The organism is Mesorhizobium sp. M0030 (assembly GCF_040323695.1).
Taxonomy (GTDB): Bacteria; Pseudomonadota; Alphaproteobacteria; order Rhizobiales; family Rhizobiaceae; genus Mesorhizobium.
In genome coordinates this window covers 18,464-36,963 of the sequence record NZ_JAMYVE010000026.1, presented here as the reverse complement: position 1 = coordinate 36,963, position 18,500 = coordinate 18,464, and the positions used below count along the sequence as shown (strand labels likewise).

Sequence of the window (18,500 nt, the reverse complement as noted above, 5' to 3'; positions counted from 1 at the left end):
GGGGGGGGCGGGTTTTTTTTAAAAACCCACGCCCCCCCCCCCACCGGCACCCCGCCCAACAACCTAAACTCCACCCCGGGGTGCCCCCCCCCCGGCACCCCCCCCCCCGCCGGTGGGGGCGGGGCCACCCCGCCCGCAACTCAATTCCAGAAACGGGAGACGATCATGTCGCGCATCGGTATTCATTCCTTCGTCTGGTCGGCGAGTTCGGCGCAAGGCGACCTCGAACGGACGCTGGCCAACACCAAGGAGGCCGGTTTCGACCTGATCGAGTTCTCCTATCTTGACCCCGCCAATGTCGACGTTGGCGGGTTGGCCAGGCGCATCGCCGACCTCAAGCTCGGCGTCGCGATCAGCATCGGCCTGCCGGCCGACGGCGACATTTCGAGTGCGGACAAGGCGGTTGCCGCGCGCGGCGTCGAGATCCTCAACGAGACGATCGCGCTCACCCGCGATCTCGGCGGCCAGAAAATTGGCGGCATCCTCAGTACCAGCCACGGCTTGCAGACGCAGGCGCCGACGCGCGATCAGTGGAACCGCAGCGCGGGGACACTTGCGAAGGTTGCGGAGACGGCCAAGTCCGCCGGCGTCACGCTCAATCTGGAGATCGTCAATCGCTTCGAAAGCAATCTGCTCAACACCGCTTCACAAGGCCTGGCCTTCATCGCGGACACCGGCTCCGACAACATCTTCCTGCATCTCGATACCTTCCACATGAACATCGAGGAGGCCGATGTCGGACTGGCTATCCGCCATGCCGCTGACAAGATCGGTTATGTCCATATCGGCGAGAGCCATCGCGGTTTCCTCGGCACCGGCAATATCGACTTTGCCGCCATCTTCGATGCGCTGACCGCGATCGGCTATAGGGACGACCTCAGCTTTGAATCCTTCTCGTCGAAGATCGTCGACGAGAACCTGTCACGGAAGACCGCGATCTGGCGCAATCTGTGGGCCGACAATATGGAACTGGCCCGGCATGCGCGCGCCTTCATCGCACTCGGGCTGGAGACGGCGCAGCGAAAGGCAGAGCTTGTTGCATCGAGACATCGTCCTTAGGAGGAGCGCGCTGCCAAAGCGCCAATGTTGTCGTTCATCCGGCCCGCGCCTTACGTGCAAGGAATCGACGTCGGAGGCGCTGAGTGTGGCGGAGGCAGTCGAGCGGGTGACGCTGACGAGAGCTTTCTGATTTTGGCCCACGAAACGCAATAAAATCAACATCTTCATACGCCCTCCGGGGCCATCCGATCTCCATACTGGACGGGGATGACGTTTGACACAGCGCGGCGGAAAGAAGCAGGATGGCTGATAGAGTCGACATCGCATAATGATGTCACTATATAGCGGCGGCTTCGACCGTGTAGCTGTGGCGGTGTACCACGAAGAAGCAGAAAATGTGTTACGCGTTGTGATCCCTATTGTGATACAAATCGGCCGTCGACAGCAGGAAAAGATCGTAAGAACAACAGCATAGAGCCGAAGCCGATCCCGGCCAACGTACCACTCTATCAAACAATCAGAACGTGCTCATTGAACCCTTCCCTTCATTCGGCTCTTCGGACCTCCGACAAGATCAACTTGCCGGGCGAAGCCGACTCGGTTCGAATGGCAGCATGCATCCTTTACCGGGTGCGGACGTTTACGGTTACCAACCGGCATAGCCGCCAGGGAAAAGCAGTATGAGTGAACATGCGATCGAGTTCTTGCGCGGATGGATCGGTGAAAAGGTCCACTGCCAGCACTCGCCGGTAAAGATCGAGAAGCAGGCCGAGACCCTCGCCAAGGAGTGCGCGGCCAAGGCCGCTGAGGTCGGCATTCCGCTGGAAGATATCCAGGAAGAAGTCGGCGACATCCAGGAACTGATCGCATCGCGGCTCGAAGAGGCGGCCGAGGCCGATCAGAGCAACGCGGCCAAGCCGTGACGCAACAGGCTTGGCGCCGCCAGGCCTTGTCCTCTATCCAAATCGATCTTTCAGCCAGGCCTTCGGCAGCGCCGGCACGAAATTGCCGTCGCGTCCGCTCATATCCTCATTGGCGACCATTGCATTGAGGATCGCCTCCTCTACGCCTTGCGCCACCGCATCGAAGAACGGATCGATGTCGTCGTCCGGGATGTAAGCGACGTTTGCGGTTCGTCCCGATGGTGCAAGTGCTGCTTGCGGATTGGCGGTGGTGAAGGCCAGAAAAATGTCGCCCGAACTGTGGTAGCCGAAGCCGCCTGTCATGGCGATGCCGAGCGGCACTCGCTTTGCCAGCCGCTTCATCTGGTGCGGCAGAAATGGCGCATCGGTGGCGACGATGGCGATGATCGAGCCCTTTTCGGCACGCGGCGTGCCTTCGCGCATCGCCGGCTCTACCAGATCGGGCCCGACGCGGGCGCCGCGCAGTGTGAAATTGCGCCGCTTGCCGAAATTCGCCTGTACGAACACGCCGACCGTATGCCTGATGCCCTGCCACTCGACAATGCGCGATGCCGTGCCCGAGCCGGCCTTGAAGCCAAAGGCAATCATGCCGGTGCCGCCGCCGACACTGCCTTCCTCGATCGCTCCACCGGCGGCACCGTCGAGCGCGGCTTCGACATCTTCGAAGCCGACGTGATGACCGTTGATGTCGTTGAGGAAACCATCATAGGTCTCCGCCGCAACCGGCAGGCCCCAGCCGCTGTCGAGCGCCGCCGGCAGCACGCGTTGCATCCAACGCAGCGTGCCGTCGCGGGTGACGCCGCAGGAATGCGTGTTGGTGATCGTGACGGGCAGGTTGAAGGCGCCGACCTCCTCGATAATGTGCGACCCCGTCAACTCGCCATTGCCGTTCTGGCTGAAGACACCGGCAAACACCGGCGTGGCGAGCTCAGCCAACGGCCGCGGCAGGATGGCGGTGACGCCGGTGCGCACCGGCCCCGTGCCAACCTTGAGCAGACCCTCGCCGGAAATCAGCGTCGCATAGCCGACCGATACGCCGGGCACATCGGTGATGGCGTTGAAGCCGCCCGGCGTGCCCTCGAAGGCAATGCCGAAAGCACGCGCGCGCGGCTTGCCCGCCGGCGTTTGAAGATGCGGGTCATGTCCGGTCATGCGGTCCTCTAAAAAAGCGAGCCCTGATTGCCCGGCTCTTTCGGTTTGCTGGCCGTCGGCTTTGCGGCGGGTTTGCTGGCGGGCGGCGTGGCCGCTGGTTTGGCAACGGCCTGCACCCGCTCGGCGTCGCCGGTCGCGACTGCATTTACGATGCCGTCGGCGAACTCCAGCTGCAGGCCAGCGCCCGGCGCCACATCAACTGCCAGTTTGATCACCGCGCCGTCGGCATCCTTGACCAGCGCGAAGCCGCGGGCCAGCACAGCCTTGTGCGACAGCGTTGCCATCAGCCTCTCGGATTGGACGATGCGGCCGCGCAGTCGCTCCAGCCTGAGCAGTACCGCTTGCGTGCCGCGTCTCGTCAAAGCTGTCAGCAGATCCCTCTGCACGGTTTGCCGCCGTGCCGTTGGCTCGATCGTAATGCGGCCTTGCAGCAAAGCCAGTTGCTGCCTGTGCCGTTGCAGGGATGCTTTCGCACATTTTGGCAACTGATCCGCCGCACGATTCAACTCCGCGCGCCGGGCTCTCGCCAATGCGCGCAGCGCCCCTTGAGCGCGCAAAAGGTTGCGGTCGTTGGTGCGTCGCGCCTCGGCAATTCGCCGCGACAGCGTTGCCGGAGTGAGCTTCACGGCGAAGAACCGAGCTTGCTTTCTTTCGGTGGAGACCATCAGCCCCCGGCTAAGCCGGCTGGCCGCCTCGTCCAGCCGCCGTCGCGGCAGCGCCAGCAACTGGTCGGGCGAGGGCAGCGCGCGGGCGGCCGCACGCGAGGCCTGCCGCTTGCGTTCGAAATTGCGCAAGGTAGCTGCTTTGAGCCGTGCGCCAAGACTGGCTAGTGTCGCTTCGAGGTCCGCTTTCACCGGCACCGCGATCTCCGCCGCACCTGTCGGCGTCGGTGCCCGCATGTCGGCGACGAGATCGATCAAGGTCCAATCGGTCTCGTGGCCGACGGCCGAAATCACCGGGATGCGCGAGGCAGCGACGGCGCGCGCCAGCCCTTCATCGTTGAACCCCCAGAGGTCCTCGAGGCTGCCGCCGCCGCGCGCCACGATCAGAAGGTCGGGCGGCACGATCGCTCCATCCCAGGCCAGCGCGTTGAAGCCGTTGACGGCCGCCGTCACTTCCGCCCCCGCCGTCTCGCCCTGCACTCTTACCGGCCAGACCAGCACATGCAGCGGAAAGCGGTCCTTGATGCGATGGATGATGTCACGGATCACCGATCCGGTCGGCGAGGTGACGACGCCGATGGTGCGCGGCATGAACGGCAGCCGCCGCTTGCGGCCGGCATCGAAAAGTCCTTCGGCCTGCAGTCGCCGCTTGCGCTCTTCCAAAAGCGCCATCAGCGCCCCGGCGCCGGCGGGTTCTAGATTGTCGATGACGATCTGGTAGTTGGATTTGCCGGGATAGGTGGTGAGTTTGCCGGTGGCGATCACCTCCATCCCCTCTTCGGGACGGAATTTCAGCCGGCTCATCGTGCCTTTCCAGACCACGGCATCGAGCCGCGCGCGGTCGTCCTTCAGGGTGAAATAGGCATGGCCGGAAGAGTGCGGCCCGCGATAGCCGGAAATTTCGCCGCGCACCCGCACATGGCCGAAGACATCCTCGACCGTGCGCTTCAGCGCGCCGGAAATCTCGCTCACCGTGTATTCGGTGGCATTGGTTCGTGATTCGGATTCTGCGTCGCTCATCGGCCGATTGAGCGGCTGTTGTCGCTCCGCGTCAAGATTCCATAACTTGATCTTAAGCCTGGCCTGATTGACTCTGGGCCAAGGAGGACGCATGAGCGCCCGCAAACAACGCAGCCCGTTGACGTTCCAGGTCACCCTGACGGTGCTGACGCTTGCCGTTTTTGCACTGGCCATCGTTGTCGGCTTCGGCCTTTACGCCACCATGCAGGCCGACCGGGTCTCGCTCGAGCGGGAGAAGGTTTTCCTTGCCAACGGCCTGCAGGACCAGATCGCCGCGGTAAAGCGCGAGCAGGAAAGCGTCGCCGTCTGGGATGATTCCGTTATAAACGCCAAGGCCGGCAACCAGACCTGGATGGCCGAGAATTTCAGCGTCTGGATGTACTCGTATTACGGCCACAACCGGGTCTATGTGCTGGACAACGCCAACCGGCCGGTCCACGCCATGCGCGAAGGCAAGGTCGTGTCGCCTGCCGTCTTTGGCGAGGACGAACCCGCTTTGCGGCCGACCATCGCCAGGTTGCGCCAGATGATGAGCAAGGACGCAAGCCAGGCCGGCGCAAAATTCGTTGCCGACGATCTGGTCTCGCTTGGCGGTCAGCCTGCCATACTCAGCGTCATGCCTCTGGTGCCGAGTTCGGATCGCGTCACCCAGGCATCCGGCAGCGAATATCTGCATGTCTCCATAGAGTTCATCAACGACGCGGTGATCGGCAAGATCGCGCAGAAATATCTGCTGGCGGGGGCGCATCTCCTGCCGATGGCTCAGCCGCTTGGCTCTGCTGCCATTCCGCTTATCGACAAACAGGGTGTCATCCTCGGCTATATTGCCTGGGACCAGGAACGGCCCGGCCTGACGCTGGTGGGCAAGGCCAGCCCGGCCCTGGCTCTGGCCGCGCTGGTTGCGGCGAGCGTGCTCGCCTTTCTGCTCCGGCGTCTGCGCCGTGCGTCATCGGCGCTGCAGACCAGCCAGGCCCAGGCGCAATATCTCGCCTTTCACGACACGCTCACCGGCCTGCCCAACCGGGCACTGTTCGAGGACAGGCTGCGGCGTGCCTTGCTTACCTCCGGCAATGAAAGCAAGGTCGCGCTGCTTTATCTCGATCTAGATCGCTTCAAGCATGTCAACGACACGCTTGGTCACCCGGCAGGCGACGAACTCGTGCGCCAGACGGCGGCCAGGCTTCAGCATACGGTTCGCGACGTCGACACGGTGGCAAGACTGGGTGGCGACGAATTCGCGGTGATCCTGATCGATGTCCGCGACGTAAGGAACGCCGAGGATATTTCCGAGAGGGTGCTGCAGAAACTGCAGGAGCCGTTCAAGCTGATGGACGATCAGGTCTTTATCAGCGCCAGCATCGGCATAGCCTTGTCGACAGGCCCTGATGCCGACGCAGACGATCTGCTGCGCAAGGCCGACATCGCGCTCTACGAAGCCAAGAAGAACGGCCGTGGCCGCTACCAGGTCTTCGCCGGCGACATGGACGACCTTTTGCTGCGCAAGCGCAAGGTCGAGAGCGAGCTGCGCAGCGCGCTGAATGGCGGCACCGGTATCAAGCTCGCCTACCAGCCGGTCTTTGCCAGCGACGGCAAGACCATTGTCGGCGCCGAGGCGCTGATCCGCTGGGCGCATGAGGTCCATGGCGCACTGCCGGCGGCGCAGTTCATCGCCATCGCCGAGGAACGCGGCATGATCGGGCAGCTCGGCGCATGGGCCCTGCTGGAAGCCTGCCGCTTCGCCGTGAAGACCAAACTGCCGTGGCTCGCCGTCAATGTCTCGCCGCTGCAATTGCGCGACGCCGGCTTTGCCGAAGAGGTTGCCTCGATCCTCGCCGAAACCGGACTGGCGCCGAAGCGCCTGCAGCTCGAAATCACCGAAAACGTTCTCCTGGAAAACAACGACACCACCAGAGCGGCTCTGGCAGCCTTGCGCCAGTCGGGCGTCGGCATTGTGCTCGACGATTTCGGCACCGGCTATTCGTCGCTGAGCTATCTGCGCCGCCATGCCATCGACAAGCTCAAGATCGACCGCTCCTTCGTGCGGCTTCTCGACGGCGACGGCAATTCGGGCGCCATCGTCAAGGCGCTGATCGATCTCGCCGGCGCGCTCAAGGTCGAGGTCACCGCCGAGGGCGTAGAGACCGAGGTGCAAAAGGCGCTGCTGGTCGCCATGGGCTGCCAGCAGCTGCAGGGCTACCTCTTGTCGCCGCCGCTGGAGCCGGCGCAATTGGTGGCGCTGCCCGGCCTGTCGTCGGCCAACGCAACGACGGAGGCGGCAGCGTCGGCCTGATCGTTCCTACCAGCCAGGCAGGATCTGGTTCGGCTTGCTCCGCTTCATCTTGGCGAAGGCGAGCGAGGCGAAATCGAAGCTTCCCGTTTCTTCGCCGAGCGGCACGGAAATATTGTCGAGGCTTTCCGAGATGTGCCGGGCCAGAGCGTCGACGATTTCGGGACGCGAGGTCTGGCCGCGCATGATGCCGATGCGGCAGTCGGGCAGGGCGCCAAAACCGTCGGCTTCGCCCAGCACCCGCATGCCGGGCCGCAGCGCGCATTCCGGCAGCACCGAGATCGCCAGTCCCGACAGCACCGCGGCGGTGATGACGGTGGCCGAGAAGCTGGTGAACAGGATTCGATAGTCGCGGCTTTGCCGGTCGAGCACATCGACGGCGGCGCGCCGCCAGATGCAGTTCGGCCGGCCGAAGGCCATCGGCAGCACTTCCTGTTCGTGCGTGGCATGGTTGGCCGAGGTCACCCATAGCAGCGGCTCGCGCCGCACCACTTCCGACTGGCCGCGCGTGTCGTTGTGCGTCACCAGCGCAAGATCGAGATTGCCGCGCTTGATATGCTCGACCAAGCCTGGTGTCGGCTCGCAGATGACAGTCAGTTCGACGCGCGGATTTGACCGTGTGAAGCGTGCCATGATTTCGGGCAGGAACCGGTCGGCATAGTCGTCGGGGGTGCCGATGCGGATGGTGCCTTCGAGCCGCTGGTCATCGAAGGCGGCCAGCGTTTCGCGGTTGAGATAGAGCAGGCGGCGCGCGTAGGAGAGCAGCTTGTCGCCTTCCTCGGTCAGCCTGTTGGTGCGGCCGTCCTTTTCGAACAGCGGCTTGCCGATCCGCTCTTCCAGCCGGCGCATCTGCATCGACACCGCCGATTGCGTGCGCAGGACTTCCTCGGCCGCACGGGTGAAGCTGCCGGTATCGGCAATCGAGATGAAGGTCTGCAACTGGTCGAGATCGAGTGGCGCTTTCATCGGTCCAATCCATCACTAGCGTTGATGCTAAAGATTAGAAACATTCGTTGGATTAATCAATCGGTGCGTGGCAAATTCACATTGTCCACATGAAGGCATGTGAATCGAGACCGGAACGGCCGCTGTCCCCAGCGCCGATCGCCTGGTCTTGTCCAGTTCGAGTCTGAAGGAGACCGACATGACCACGTTTGATTTCGCCACAGAGACCTCGCGCATCACCTCGCGTCCGGCCGTTGCGACGCGCGTGGCCAACACTCTTCTCAATGCCTACCAGGCCTGGAAAAATCGCCGGGCCTTCTATCGCCTCGGCGAGATGTCGGACGCCGAACTCGCCGATATCGGCCTGACGCGCGCGGATCTCCATGTCGCCATCGATGTGCCGTTCGGCGCCGATCCGACCGTGAAGCTGCGTGCGATTGCGAGCGATCGTGCCGATACGATCGAAGATCTCGCCCGCCAGATAGCGTGATATCGGGCGCATTGTTTCGGTTGCCGTGAACCTTTCTCAGGCTCGCTGCGACCAACGAGTATAGCAGGCTCCCCACTCCCTGCCGGTTCCCCGCCGGCCAGCCTGCACACTGGCCCGGTCCTCCTCCAGGACCGGGCTTTTCTTTTAAAGCTCCGTCGTCATCGTGCGGTCTGCGCCGCTCGCTTCGTTCCTTGCTCCGAAGCCGCGAAGGTCAGCGCCCAACTACCGCCAACTACCGCCGGTCCATGTCCCGCTTGAACTGGTCGAAGATCGTTTCCACGCCCTTCTGATAGTCGTCGCGCTGCTGGGCGCCGGTCTCGAACATCTTGCCGAAAATATCGTCGAACGGATTGCGTGGCCTGCCGCTCGGATTGGCCTGCGGTTGCGGCGCCTCGCGCTCCTGCGGTGCCTGTCGCGGCTGGGGTGCTTGCGGCTGCTGCGGCGCCGGCTGCCCACCGGGCAGGCCGAAGCCGCCACCACCGCCTTGCCGCATCATCTCTTCAAAAATCTTGCCCAGCGGGTTGTCGCCGTAAGGGCTCTGCGTCTGTTGCGGCTGTGTTGGCTGCTGCGGCCGGCCCTGCGGTTGCTGTGCCGCGCCACCGCCGAACATGTCCTGCAGCACCTTGCCCAGCGGATTGTCGCCATAGGAGTTGGGCGCCTGTTGCGGCTGGCTTTGCGGCTGTTGGGCGCCGCCGCCGAACATGTCCTGCAGCACTTTGCCCAGCGGGTTCTCACCGTAAGGATTGGGTGCTGGCTGCGGCGCAGGCTGTGCCCCGCCGCCCGCCTGCCGCATCATCTGTTCGATGATCTCGCCGAGCGGATTGCTGCCGCTGCCGAAGCCACCGGCGGCCTGCATCTGACCCCCGGTCAACTGGTTTGTCGTCTGCTTGAACAATCCGCCCATCACCATCGAAGCGATGGCCGGCAGCATCTGCTGCAGGATCTGCTGGCTGACGCCGGTCGCCTGCGCGGCCTGGCTGGCCACCGCGCGCGACAGCTCCTTCGAGCCGAACAGATGACCCAGAATGCCATTGCCCTCATTGACGCCTTGCGGTGAGAAAGCCCTGGTCGCGTCCTCGAAATATTTGGCGTGCTGGCCGCTCGCCATCGCCGTCATGAAGGCGCCGAGCCCATAGGGATCGGCGGTGTTGCGTTGCAGCCCTTGCGAGAAGGCCGGCAGCAGGGCGGCGACAGCCGCCTGCGCCTGCTGCATGGAAAGCCCGTACTGCTGGGCAAGCGCCTGCATGCCGTTGCCGTTCTGCGCCTGCGCCAATATGTCGAACAAGGTACGCATCGGTTTCTCCTCCCGGAAATCCTCGAGGGAGAACCTAGTTCGTTTCGATGTTCGATTGAAGCGGCTTTTGCCGCTGCTCAAGGCGCGACGCTAATACGCATATTCCATGAACACCGGCTCGATCGAGCCGCCCCAGCGCGTGTGGTAGGCCGACAGCATTTCCTCGGCACTGGTGGTACCGCGCGCCACGACTTCGTCCAGCGTGTTGAGGAACGAGGTCTCGTCATAGCCGTCGCGGTTCTTCCTGCCGCGATTTTTCAGCCCAAGGCGCGAAATGGTCATTACATCGCGGCCGATCTCACGCAGCGTCGTGTTGCGGAACGGCGCGGAAATGCCTTGTTCCGGCACCGCATTGCGCATCGCCAGCGTTTCTTCATAGGTCCAGCTCGAAGTCAGCGCCTCGGCGGCGTCGAGCGCGGCCTCGTCATAAAGCAGCCCGACCCAGAAGGCCGGCAGCGCGCAGATGCGGCGCCACGGCCCGCCATCGGCGCCGCGCATTTCGAGGAAGCGCTTCAGCCTGACGTCAGGGAACAGGGTCGACAGATGGTTCGCCCAGTCGCCCATGGTCGGCAGTCCGTCCGGTACTTCATTGCGGGCAGCGCCGGCCATGAACTGGCGGAAGGTGATGTGCGTCATGTCGTGATAGTGGCCGTCGCGGATGACGAAATACATCGGCACGTCGAGCGCCCATTCGACATAGTCGGCAAAGCCGAACTCGGGCGAGAAGCAGAATTCGAGCAGCCCCGAGCGTTGGTTGTCGGTGTCGCGCCAGATGTCGCCGCGCCAGCTCTGCAGCCCGTTCGGCCGGCTGTCGGTGAAGGGCGAGTTGGCAAACAGCGCCGTCGACAGTGGCTGCAGCTTCAGCGACACCTGCATCTTGCGGCGCATGTCGGCTTCGCTTTCGAAGTCGAGGTTCACCTGGATGGTGCAGGTGCGATACATCATGTCGAGACCCTTGGTGCCGACCTTGGGCATGTAGCGGGTCATGATTTCGTAGCGCGATTTCGGCATTTTCGGCGTCTCGGCCAGCGACCATTTCGGGCTGCCGCCGAGGCCAAGAAAGCGGATGCCCATCGGCTCGGCGATCTCGCGTACCTGCGCCAGATGCGCATTGCCCTCCCGGCAGGTCTGGTGGATCGTTTCCAGCGGCGCGCCCGACAGCTCGAACTGGCCACCAGGCTCCAGCGAGATCGCGCCCTGTCCGGTCGGCTCGACCAGGCCGATGATGCGGCCGTCATCGATGATCGGGTCCCAGCCGAGCTTTTGCTGCATGCCTTCGAGGATGGCGCGGATGCCGCGCTCGCCGCCATAAGGCACCGGCGCGTTGCCGTCGACATAGAAGGGGAACTTCTCGTGCTCGGTCCCGATGCGCCACTTGTCGCGCGGCTTGTTGCCTTCGGCCAGATGCTCGACCAGTTCGTCGATGTCTTCGATTGGTCGGAAATCGGTTGTGTCGCGCGCCATGGGGCCCCCTCTGCGGCTCTCGGAGCCCGCCGGCGCTAAATGGACGAAATGTCAGCAGCCGATCAAGCGAAAAATCCTGAGCCACAGGTCAACAGGAATTGATCTTTACGCTTCTTACCAGTCTCCGACCGCCGCCTGCATCACCGCAAGCGCCGCCACCGCTGCCGTATCGGCGCGCAGGATGCGCGGTCCGAGCGGGATGGCGGTGACGAAGGGGAGCGCCCGCAGCATCTTGCGTTCCTCGTCGGAAAAGCCGCCTTCCGGTCCGACCATCAGCGCCAGTTTCTTTTCCCTCAACCCCTGCAGCGCTGGCAGTGGATTGTTGGTCGAGGCATCCTCGTCGCAGAAGATAAGCCGGCGTTCCTTGTCCCAGCCGGAGAGCAGGCGCTCGAATTTCTCGGCCTCGCGCACTTCCGGCACCGCCAGTATGCCGCATTGCTCGGCCGCCTCGACGACATTGGCGCGCAGCCGGTCGATGGAGGGTTTTGCCACTTGCGTGTGCTGGGTGATCACCGGCTGCAGGATGCCGGCGCCCATCTCGACCGCCTTCTGCACGAGATAGTCTAGCCGGCCCTGTTTCAGCGGCGCGAAGCAATAGATCAGGTCAGGCAGGGGCGGTTGCGGTCTCTGCGAGGCCAGCACCTTCAGCCGCACCGCCCTTTTCGACCTGGTGGCAATCGCCGCCGACCACTCGCCGTCGCGGCCGTTGAAGACCAGGATCTCGGCGCCTTCGCCGAGCCGCAGCACATGCGTGAGATAATGGCTCTGCTGCTGGCCGGCATCGAATTCGATGCCTGCCGCGAGGTCGTCCGGCACGAACAGCCGCTGCATCTTGTAATTGGCGCGCATCGCCGAGGAATGGGCGAGGCGGTGCCTGGCGTCAAGTCTCGGCGGAACGATGCCACACCGGTTCAAAACCGTGCCGCAGCACCGAAACGGTCGTGGCCGGTGTGAGCAGGCGCAGCGACCGGCCGGCAAGGTTGTCGAAGGCCGCCGCATCGCCATAGCCTGCGAACGACCAGGGCAGCGCGTTGCCGCCGCGCAGCGCATAGGCCGAGCCGCCATCCGCGATCATCGCTCCGTCCGGCAATTCGGCAAGCTCTCCCATGGTGACATCAGGTGGCTTGCCGCCGGAAGCCAGCCGCTCCTTGTGCAGCCGCTTGTCCACCATTGGCGCGCGCGGTTCGTTTACACCGAAGACTTTGCCGAAACGCCCGACAAAATCCGTGGCTCGCTCACGCCGGCAATAGAAACAGGGACGGTGCCCGGCGGCCAGCGCCGTCACCTCGTCGAGGAAGAACAACTCGGTCCAGCCGGCCCTGCCGCCCGGCCTGTTCCTGCCCATCGGCTCGCGCCGCGCATTGCGGAATTGGCAGACGCAGATGATCCAGGCCGGCAAGGCCCAACGCTTTTTCAGCAGCGTCTTGGTCTCAGGATCGTGGATGATGCCGCGATTGCCGGTGAACAGGCCGCGCTCGGATATGGCATGGATGGCGCCGAACGGATCGACCCGGTTCTGCAGTGGCATAGCTCTCTCCCGAATACGCATCTTGGCTGCAATACGGGCGACATGATATCGCTCGTCGCGTCATTTCATGTCAGCAGGGTTTTGCGATGCGGGTGCTGGTGGTCCAGAACTACGACAACACCGGCCTTGGCCAGGTTGGTGCCGCGCTCGCCGAAGCCGGCGCCGATCTCGACCTGCGCCGGCCCTACAAGGGCGATGCGCTGCCGGACGACGCGACCGGACACGATGCCATGGTGATGCTGGGCGGCGGCCAGAATGCGCTGGCCGACGATGACTACCCGTATTTCCCGGCGCTGCTCGAACTGACCCGCGATTTCGCCGCCAAGGATCGCTCGGTTCTCGGTATCTGCCTGGGTAGCCAGTTGGTTGCCCGCACTTTCGGCGGTGAGAACCAGATCGGCGGCGCCTCGGAATTCGGCTGGCACAAGGTATCGCTGACGCCGGACGCCAGAACCGATCCGGTGCTTGGCGCACTTCCCCAGGATTTCCCCATCTTCGAATGGCACGACGACACTTTCGCGCTGCCGTCAAATGCGGTGCGGCTTGCCGGCAGCGAAATTGCCGAGAACCAGGCGTTCCGTATCGGCCGCGCCGTCTACGGCTTCCAGTTCCATTTCGAGGCCGACCAGCCGATGGTGAGGGACTGGAGCGCATCCTTCGCGCCGCTGATTGCCGATCGCCATCCCGACTGGCAGGATCGCCTCGACAGCGAAATGGCACGCAACGGCCCCGAGGCCGACGCCGCGGGCTTGGCCATTGCCCGCGCCTGGGTGGCGACGATCTGAGCCCAGCCAACGCGCGGCCGTTGCATAATTGGCACGCGGCGGGGAATCTGCCGGGGACAACTTCTTTCGTCCTTGGTTTGTGGCCGAACGCTATCCTACAAGGCGCGCGCTATGCATCGGCAATGCAACCGCGATGAACCTTTGTGTGATCCGCGCGACACACCGCCGATACAGAATCGACCTACAAGCGCGAAATCGTCGAAACTTTGAGACGAATTCTCGGTTTCAACCCATTGGTAACCGCCTCGTGCCCAGATGCAGGAAGCTCAACTAGAGATGACGTCCGTGAAAGCAGCGCTTCTGTCCTTTGTCATGCTGTCTGCCATCGTTTTGTGCGGTCTCGGCATTTATTCCGCCGATGCAGCCAACAACCATCAGGCCGTCGACGGCTACGGCGTCACCGCCGCGCTTCGCTAAAACGCTTTTCCCTGCACAGTCAGGATACGCTTGTCCGCGCCGTCCACGGCGAGCGCGCTGAGCATGCCTGACTGCCAGGCGAGCGTGTCGACATTGACGCGGTTCGGCATCACCTCCGCCTCCGGCACCGGTGTGTGGCCGTGCACGATCACCTTCGGGTAAAGCCCTGGATGGTTGTGGAAGACGTCGCGTATCCAGACCAGATCCTGCGGGCTCTGGCTCTCCAGCGGCACGTCAGGCCTGACGCCTGCATGGCAGAAGAAGAAATCACCTGATATCAGTGACAATTGCAGCGACCGCAGGAAGTCGACATGGGCTTGCGGCACAGCATTGACCAGTGCCTGGTGTCCCCGCCGTAACGCCTCGGCCTTGCCGAACCAGCTTGCGTGTCCCGCTAGGTCGACGCCATAGGATTGTGCCGTCTGCACGCCGCCATAGCGGATGAACAGCCCTTCCGGGTCAGGCTCGTCGAGAAAATCGAGGAAGCCGATATCGTGGTTGCCGGCGAGCATCAGATGCCGTGGATCGCGTTTCTGTGCCTCGATCAGGAAGTCTATGACGCCCTTGGACTCTGGTCCGCGGTCGACATAGTCGCCGAGGTGGATGACGCGCCAATCGCTGGTCGGCTTGTATTCGAGTTCGCTCTCGATGCGGCGATGCATGGCGGCGAGCAGATCGAGCCGGCCATGCACGTCGCCGATCGCATAGAGGCGCATGCCATCGGGCGCGCGCGCGTCGAGGTAGTGGATGCCGGTCTCGGTCAAGGCGGCTTCGTCTCCGTGATCCAGCGAGGCTAGGGTCTAATCGGTGAACAAGACCCTATCGCCGCAACTGGTCCTTGCCCATCTCGGTCACCAGCCGTTTGCCGCACAGTGCCAGCGTGATGTCCATCTCCTTGCGGATGATGTCCAGCGCCAGGGTCACGCCTTGCTTGCCCATGGCGCCCAACCCGTACAGGAACGGGCGGCCGATATAGGTGCCCTTGGCGCCGAGGCAAAGCGCCTTCAGCACGTCCTGGCCCGAGCGGATGCCGCCGTCCATATGCACCTCGATCCTGTCGCCGACGGCATCGGCGATCTCCTCCAGCGCCATGATTGACGACGATGCGCCGTCGAGCTGGCGCCCGCCATGGTTGGAAACGATGATGGCGTCGGCGCCGGTCTCGACCGCCATCAGCGCGTCCTCTTTGTCGAGAATACCTTTCAGGATCAGCTTGCCGCCCCAGCGCTCCTTGATCCAGGCGACGTCCTTCCACGACAGGTGCGGGTCGAACTGCTCCGTCGTCCACGATGCCAGCGAAGCGACGTCGCCGACGCCCTTGGCATGGCCGACAATGTTGCGGAAGGTGCGGCGCTTGGTGCCGGCAATGCCCATCAGCCAGCGCGGCCGCATGGCGATGTTGGCAATGTTGGCCAGCGTCATCTTGGGTGGCGCCGACAGCCCGTTGCGGACATCCTTGTGGCGCTGCCCCAGGATCTGCAGGTCGAGCGTCAACACCAGCGCCGAGCATTTTGCAGCCTTCGCCCTGTCGATCAGGTCGAGCACGAAATCCTTGTCGCGAAGCACGTAGAGCTGGAACCAGAACGGCTTCTTCGTCACCGACGCGACATCCTCGATCGAGCAGATGCTCATCGTCGACAGCGTGAACGGCACGCCGAATTCCTCTGCCGCCTGCGCCGCCAGCATCTCGCCATCGGCATGCTGCATGCCGGTCATTCCAGTTGGGGCAAGCGCCACCGGCATCGCCACTTTCTCGCCGATCATGGTCGATTCCAGCGAGCGGTTGCTCATGTCGACCAGCACGCGCTGACGGAATTTTATCTTCTGGAAGTCCTCCTCGTTGGCGCGGTAGGTGCTTTCGGTCCAGGCGCCGGAATCGGCATAGTCGTAGAACATCTTCGGCACCCGCCGGCGCGCCAGGTCCTTGAGATCGGCAATGGTGAGGATGTCGCTCATGGTGGTTCCTCGTTAGCCAGTCGTCTTGAAGCCGTCGTCGGCGTCGGAGCGCTGCTTAAGCCTGAGCCGCGACACGCGCTGCCAGTCGCCGCTGCGTTCGGCCTCGAGCATCGAGCGCTCGACATAGGAGATATGGTCCATCGCCGCTTGGCGGGCAGCTGAGGGATCGCCGGCCTTCACGGCTTTGTAGATCGCGCGGTGCTGGACCAGCAGCGCCTCCCGCGCTCCGGGCACGCTGAACACCAGAAGCCGGTTCTGGAACACGCCTTCAGACAGCAGCCGGTAGCAGGAGCGCAGCGTGTGCAAGAGGATGATGTTGTGCGCGCATTCGCACACAGCATGGTGGAACTCGACGTCGATTTCCGCCTCGTCGTCGAAATCGCCGGTGCGGTGCGCCTCGTCCATGCGCGCCATGATGCGGTCGAGCAGCGCAATGTCGTCCGCTGTCGCGCGCCGCGCCGCATATTCGGCCGCCACGCCTTCGATCTCGCGGCGGTATTCCAGATAGTCGGTCACCGCCTTGCGGTGCATCGAGATGAGGTCGGTCACCGGCTTGGTGAACAGCTGGCCGATGACGTCGGCGACATGGGTGCCCCCGCCGGCCTTGGTGATCAGCAGCCCGCGCCCTTCCAGCGCCTTCAGCGCGTCGCGCAGGATCGGCCGCGACACGTCGAACTGGCGCGCCAGCTCGCGCTCGCCCGGCAGCCGGTCGCCGGTGCGCAGCACGCCTTCAAGGATCAGGCTTTCGATCTGCTGCACCACCTCGTCGGCGGTGCGCGAATGCTCGATCCTGGAGAAAATATCGCTCAACGGGGGCCTGGGAGATTGAACCTGTGTCGCGCAAGATAAAGCCAGCGTCGCCAACTGGTCAAATTATTTATCCAATTCGCCCAATCGGGCCGGTCTGCGCGTCGCGCCGGCAGGACCTACGATGCTAGACTTTGGTGTTTACGCGCCTCATGGATTGCCTTTAGAGGACGCCATCACACGAAGGGTCGAGAACAGGGGGACCACCGTGTCGGACGAGACGTCCAACCTCGAATTCCAGCCGCGCGCCCAGGGCAGCGTGATGGGCTTTCCCGCGCATGAGGGACGGCCCGGCGCGATCGGCGAGGTCCATGCCCGGCCGCATCCGCTGATCGAGAAGCCGCGCGTGCTCGTGCAACTCGCCTTCATGACCGAGGGCGGCTCCGGCGTCGACATGGCCGTGCTCTCCGAACTGTCGCGGCGCCTCGGCATTGCCGCGCCCGACCGTCATGCCCGCCACCACGCCATGAAGTGGGGCAAGGGCACACTGCGCTGGGAGCGGCATACGGAATTTTCGACCTATCTGTGGGAAGGGCCGCTGGCCGAAAGCAGCAGGGCGCAGGAGGATTCTCCTTTCGGCAACGGCTTCTCGCCGCCGGGAACGGTGATCTCAGGCATAAGGCTGGAGATCCGCAAATGGACGCCGGCAAGCGAGAAGCTGATTGCGGCCTTCGACCCGACGAGCCTCTGCTATTCGCTGGTCGAGCGCGGCAATGCGGCCATCGTCACCGATTTCCGCCAGGACGGCGACGGCCTGACCGGCATCCTGGTGCTTGATCGCGGCCTGACGCCGGCGCGGACCGGCGCGCTGTCGCAGCGGCTGATCGACGTCGAGACCTATCGCACGCTTGCCATGCTCGGCCTGCCGCTGGCGCTGACGCTGTCGGGCCGCGCCCGCCGCATCGAGGACCGGCTGGCGCAGACCACACTGGAAATGAAGGTCGCTGAAACCCGCGACAGCCAGACGCTGCTCGCCGACCTGACCGAGCTTGCCGCTGAACTCGAGGCTGATGCCGCCTCCAGCCTCTATCGCTTCGGCGCCAGCCGCGCCTATGACGGCATCGTTGTCGAGCGGCTGGAAGCGCTGGACGAAGAAGCCGTGCCCGGCTACGACACTTGGGGCGGCTTCCTGCAGCGGCGGGTGGCACCCGCCATGCGCACCTGCCGTTCGGTCGAGGAGCGCCAGGCCAACCTGTCGCGCAAACTAACCCGCGCCACGACGCTGCTGCGCACGTGGGTCGATGTCGAGGTCGAGAAGCAGAACCGCGATCTGCTGGCGTCGATGAACAACCGCGCCCGGCTGCAACTGCGGTTGCAGCAGACGGTCGAGGGCCTGTCGGTGGCAGCAGTGTCCTACTATGTCGTCGGTCTGATCTCCTACCTTGCCAAGGGCGCATCGATCTTCGGCCATGCCTTTGCACCCGAAATCGTCACTGCCGCGGCGGTGCCGGTCGCCATCCTGCTGGTCTGGTGGGGCGTGCGGCGAGTGAGGCGGATGCACTCCGAGCCGGCGAAACATCCGGGGGAGTAGGAGCGCACTTTACCCTCCCCCTTGTGGGGAGGGTCGATCCGCATAGCGGATCGGGGTGGGGGTGCTCGTAAAGAGCTTCGTCGCGCGGACCCCCACCCCGCTCACTGCGTTCGCGACCCTCCCCACAAGGGGGAGGGTGAATAGCGGCAGATTGCCGCTGCGGAAGGCGGGCAGTACGCTCTTTGCCCGACGCGGTGTTTGCAACATCCGGATGTAACTGGTAAAAGATTTTTACCAGCT

17 protein-coding genes are annotated in these 18,500 nt (G+C 63.8%); 7 read left to right on the top strand and 10 right to left on the bottom strand.

From position 1 onward, the window contains the following. Positions 1-165: 165 nt before the first annotated feature. Positions 166-1,059 carry a sugar phosphate isomerase/epimerase family protein gene (locus tag NKJ80_RS30300; RefSeq protein ID WP_352498909.1) on the top strand — a complete coding sequence of 298 codons (894 nt, stop codon included), beginning with the start codon at positions 166-168 and terminating at the stop codon, positions 1,057-1,059. A gap of 620 nt (positions 1,060-1,679) precedes the next feature. Further along, positions 1,680-1,922 carry a DUF768 domain-containing protein gene (locus NKJ80_RS30295; RefSeq protein WP_023670565.1) on the top strand — a complete coding sequence of 81 codons (243 nt, stop codon included), beginning with the start codon at positions 1,680-1,682 and terminating at the stop codon, positions 1,920-1,922. A 33-nt stretch (positions 1,923-1,955) separates the two neighbouring features. Here NKJ80_RS30295 and NKJ80_RS30290 read toward each other — a convergent pair whose 3' ends face one another. Then, positions 1,956-3,074: a DmpA family aminopeptidase gene (locus NKJ80_RS30290; protein WP_352498908.1), complete on the bottom strand. Its 1,119-nt coding sequence runs from the start codon at positions 3,072-3,074 to the stop codon at positions 1,956-1,958. A gap of 8 nt (positions 3,075-3,082) precedes the next feature. Continuing rightward, a complete protein-coding gene (xseA, locus tag NKJ80_RS30285; RefSeq protein ID WP_023735728.1) occupies positions 3,083-4,756 on the bottom strand; it encodes an exodeoxyribonuclease VII large subunit in 1,674 nt (557 codons plus the stop codon). Between the two features lie 91 nt (positions 4,757-4,847). On the opposite strand from xseA, the gene NKJ80_RS30280 reads away from it, so the two are divergent. Then, positions 4,848-7,046 carry a bifunctional diguanylate cyclase/phosphodiesterase gene (locus NKJ80_RS30280; protein ID WP_023723354.1) on the top strand — a complete coding sequence of 733 codons (2,199 nt, stop codon included), beginning with the start codon at positions 4,848-4,850 and terminating at the stop codon, positions 7,044-7,046. Between the two features lie 6 nt (positions 7,047-7,052). Here the strand turns inward: NKJ80_RS30280 and NKJ80_RS30275 are convergent, their stop codons facing one another. After that, a complete protein-coding gene (locus tag NKJ80_RS30275; RefSeq protein WP_023670561.1) occupies positions 7,053-8,009 on the bottom strand; it encodes a LysR substrate-binding domain-containing protein in 957 nt (318 codons plus the stop codon). 178 nt (positions 8,010-8,187) lie between these two features. Here NKJ80_RS30275 and NKJ80_RS30270 point away from each other — a divergent pair, with 178 nt between their 5' ends. Next, the gene (locus NKJ80_RS30270) at positions 8,188-8,478 is read left to right on the top strand and encodes a DUF1127 domain-containing protein (protein ID WP_023670560.1); all 291 of its coding nucleotides are present in this window, start codon (positions 8,188-8,190) and stop codon (positions 8,476-8,478) included. A gap of 232 nt (positions 8,479-8,710) precedes the next feature. Here the strand turns inward: NKJ80_RS30270 and NKJ80_RS30265 are convergent, their stop codons facing one another. The 4 genes from NKJ80_RS30265 to NKJ80_RS30250 form a co-directional block, all read right to left on the bottom strand. Further along, the gene (locus NKJ80_RS30265) at positions 8,711-9,772 is read right to left on the bottom strand and encodes a DUF937 domain-containing protein (RefSeq protein WP_352498907.1); all 1,062 of its coding nucleotides are present in this window, start codon (positions 9,770-9,772) and stop codon (positions 8,711-8,713) included. A 90-nt stretch (positions 9,773-9,862) separates the two neighbouring features. Then, positions 9,863-11,236 (bottom strand): glutamate--cysteine ligase, encoded by a 1,374-nt coding sequence (locus tag NKJ80_RS30260; protein ID WP_023686820.1) that lies wholly within the window; start codon positions 11,234-11,236, stop codon positions 9,863-9,865. A gap of 114 nt (positions 11,237-11,350) precedes the next feature. Then, positions 11,351-12,085: a 16S rRNA (uracil(1498)-N(3))-methyltransferase gene (locus NKJ80_RS30255; RefSeq protein ID WP_352498906.1), complete on the bottom strand. Its 735-nt coding sequence runs from the start codon at positions 12,083-12,085 to the stop codon at positions 11,351-11,353. A 31-nt stretch (positions 12,086-12,116) separates the two neighbouring features. Further along, positions 12,117-12,764 (bottom strand): hypothetical protein, encoded by a 648-nt coding sequence (locus NKJ80_RS30250; protein ID WP_352498905.1) that lies wholly within the window; start codon positions 12,762-12,764, stop codon positions 12,117-12,119. Positions 12,765-12,850: 86 nt separating this feature from the next. Here NKJ80_RS30250 and NKJ80_RS30245 point away from each other — a divergent pair, with 86 nt between their 5' ends. Together NKJ80_RS30245 and NKJ80_RS30240 are read left to right on the top strand one after the other, a co-directional pair. Next, a complete protein-coding gene (locus NKJ80_RS30245) occupies positions 12,851-13,549 on the top strand; it encodes a type 1 glutamine amidotransferase (RefSeq protein ID WP_023686823.1) in 699 nt (232 codons plus the stop codon). Between the two features lie 276 nt (positions 13,550-13,825). Further along, positions 13,826-13,966 (top strand): hypothetical protein, encoded by a 141-nt coding sequence (locus NKJ80_RS30240; protein WP_006206855.1) that lies wholly within the window; start codon positions 13,826-13,828, stop codon positions 13,964-13,966. On the opposite strand, the gene NKJ80_RS30235 is transcribed toward NKJ80_RS30240, so the two are convergent. Genes NKJ80_RS30235 through NKJ80_RS30225 form a run of 3 tightly spaced genes read right to left on the bottom strand, consistent with a single transcriptional unit; the run spans position 13,963 to position 16,732 of the window. Further along, positions 13,963-14,730 (bottom strand): metallophosphoesterase family protein, encoded by a 768-nt coding sequence (locus NKJ80_RS30235; protein ID WP_023686824.1) that lies wholly within the window; start codon positions 14,728-14,730, stop codon positions 13,963-13,965. The two genes, NKJ80_RS30240 and NKJ80_RS30235, sit on opposite strands and share 4 nt — an antisense overlap. Before the next feature lie 55 nt (positions 14,731-14,785). Further along, on the bottom strand, positions 14,786-15,922 hold the full coding sequence (locus NKJ80_RS30230; RefSeq protein WP_023815110.1) for an alpha-hydroxy acid oxidase: 1,137 nt from the start codon (positions 15,920-15,922) through the stop codon (positions 14,786-14,788). 12 nt (positions 15,923-15,934) lie between these two features. Next, the gene (locus NKJ80_RS30225) at positions 15,935-16,732 is read right to left on the bottom strand and encodes an FCD domain-containing protein (RefSeq protein WP_352498904.1); all 798 of its coding nucleotides are present in this window, start codon (positions 16,730-16,732) and stop codon (positions 15,935-15,937) included. A gap of 205 nt (positions 16,733-16,937) precedes the next feature. Between NKJ80_RS30225 and NKJ80_RS30220 the strand changes: the two genes are divergently transcribed. Then, on the top strand, positions 16,938-18,260 hold the full coding sequence (locus tag NKJ80_RS30220; RefSeq protein ID WP_352498903.1) for a DUF3422 family protein: 1,323 nt from the start codon (positions 16,938-16,940) through the stop codon (positions 18,258-18,260). Positions 18,261-18,500: the final 240 nt, after the last annotated feature.

What these genes read in the sequence shown, in the direction of transcription:
- NKJ80_RS30290 (WP_352498908.1), bottom strand. Translation starts at nt 3,074, where the DNA reads ATGACCGGACATGACCCGCATCTTCAAACGCCGGCGGGCAAGCCGCGC.
- NKJ80_RS30245 (WP_023686823.1), top strand. Translation starts at nt 12,851, where the DNA reads ATGCGGGTGCTGGTGGTCCAGAACTACGACAACACCGGCCTTGGCCAG.
- NKJ80_RS30295 (WP_023670565.1), top strand. Translation starts at nt 1,680, where the DNA reads ATGAGTGAACATGCGATCGAGTTCTTGCGCGGATGGATCGGTGAAAAG.
- NKJ80_RS30230 (WP_023815110.1), bottom strand. Translation starts at nt 15,922, where the DNA reads ATGAGCGACATCCTCACCATTGCCGATCTCAAGGACCTGGCGCGCCGG.
- NKJ80_RS30280 (WP_023723354.1), top strand. Translation starts at nt 4,848, where the DNA reads ATGAGCGCCCGCAAACAACGCAGCCCGTTGACGTTCCAGGTCACCCTG.
- NKJ80_RS30265 (WP_352498907.1), bottom strand. Translation starts at nt 9,772, where the DNA reads ATGCGTACCTTGTTCGACATATTGGCGCAGGCGCAGAACGGCAACGGC.
- NKJ80_RS30270 (WP_023670560.1), top strand. Translation starts at nt 8,188, where the DNA reads ATGACCACGTTTGATTTCGCCACAGAGACCTCGCGCATCACCTCGCGT.
- NKJ80_RS30250 (WP_352498905.1), bottom strand. Translation starts at nt 12,764, where the DNA reads ATGCCACTGCAGAACCGGGTCGATCCGTTCGGCGCCATCCATGCCATA.
- NKJ80_RS30255 (WP_352498906.1), bottom strand. Translation starts at nt 12,085, where the DNA reads ATGCGCGCCAATTACAAGATGCAGCGGCTGTTCGTGCCGGACGACCTC.
- xseA (WP_023735728.1), bottom strand. Translation starts at nt 4,756, where the DNA reads ATGAGCGACGCAGAATCCGAATCACGAACCAATGCCACCGAATACACG.
- NKJ80_RS30240 (WP_006206855.1), top strand. Translation starts at nt 13,826, where the DNA reads ATGACGTCCGTGAAAGCAGCGCTTCTGTCCTTTGTCATGCTGTCTGCC.
- NKJ80_RS30275 (WP_023670561.1), bottom strand. Translation starts at nt 8,009, where the DNA reads ATGAAAGCGCCACTCGATCTCGACCAGTTGCAGACCTTCATCTCGATT.
- NKJ80_RS30260 (WP_023686820.1), bottom strand. Translation starts at nt 11,236, where the DNA reads ATGGCGCGCGACACAACCGATTTCCGACCAATCGAAGACATCGACGAA.
- NKJ80_RS30300 (WP_352498909.1), top strand. Translation starts at nt 166, where the DNA reads ATGTCGCGCATCGGTATTCATTCCTTCGTCTGGTCGGCGAGTTCGGCG.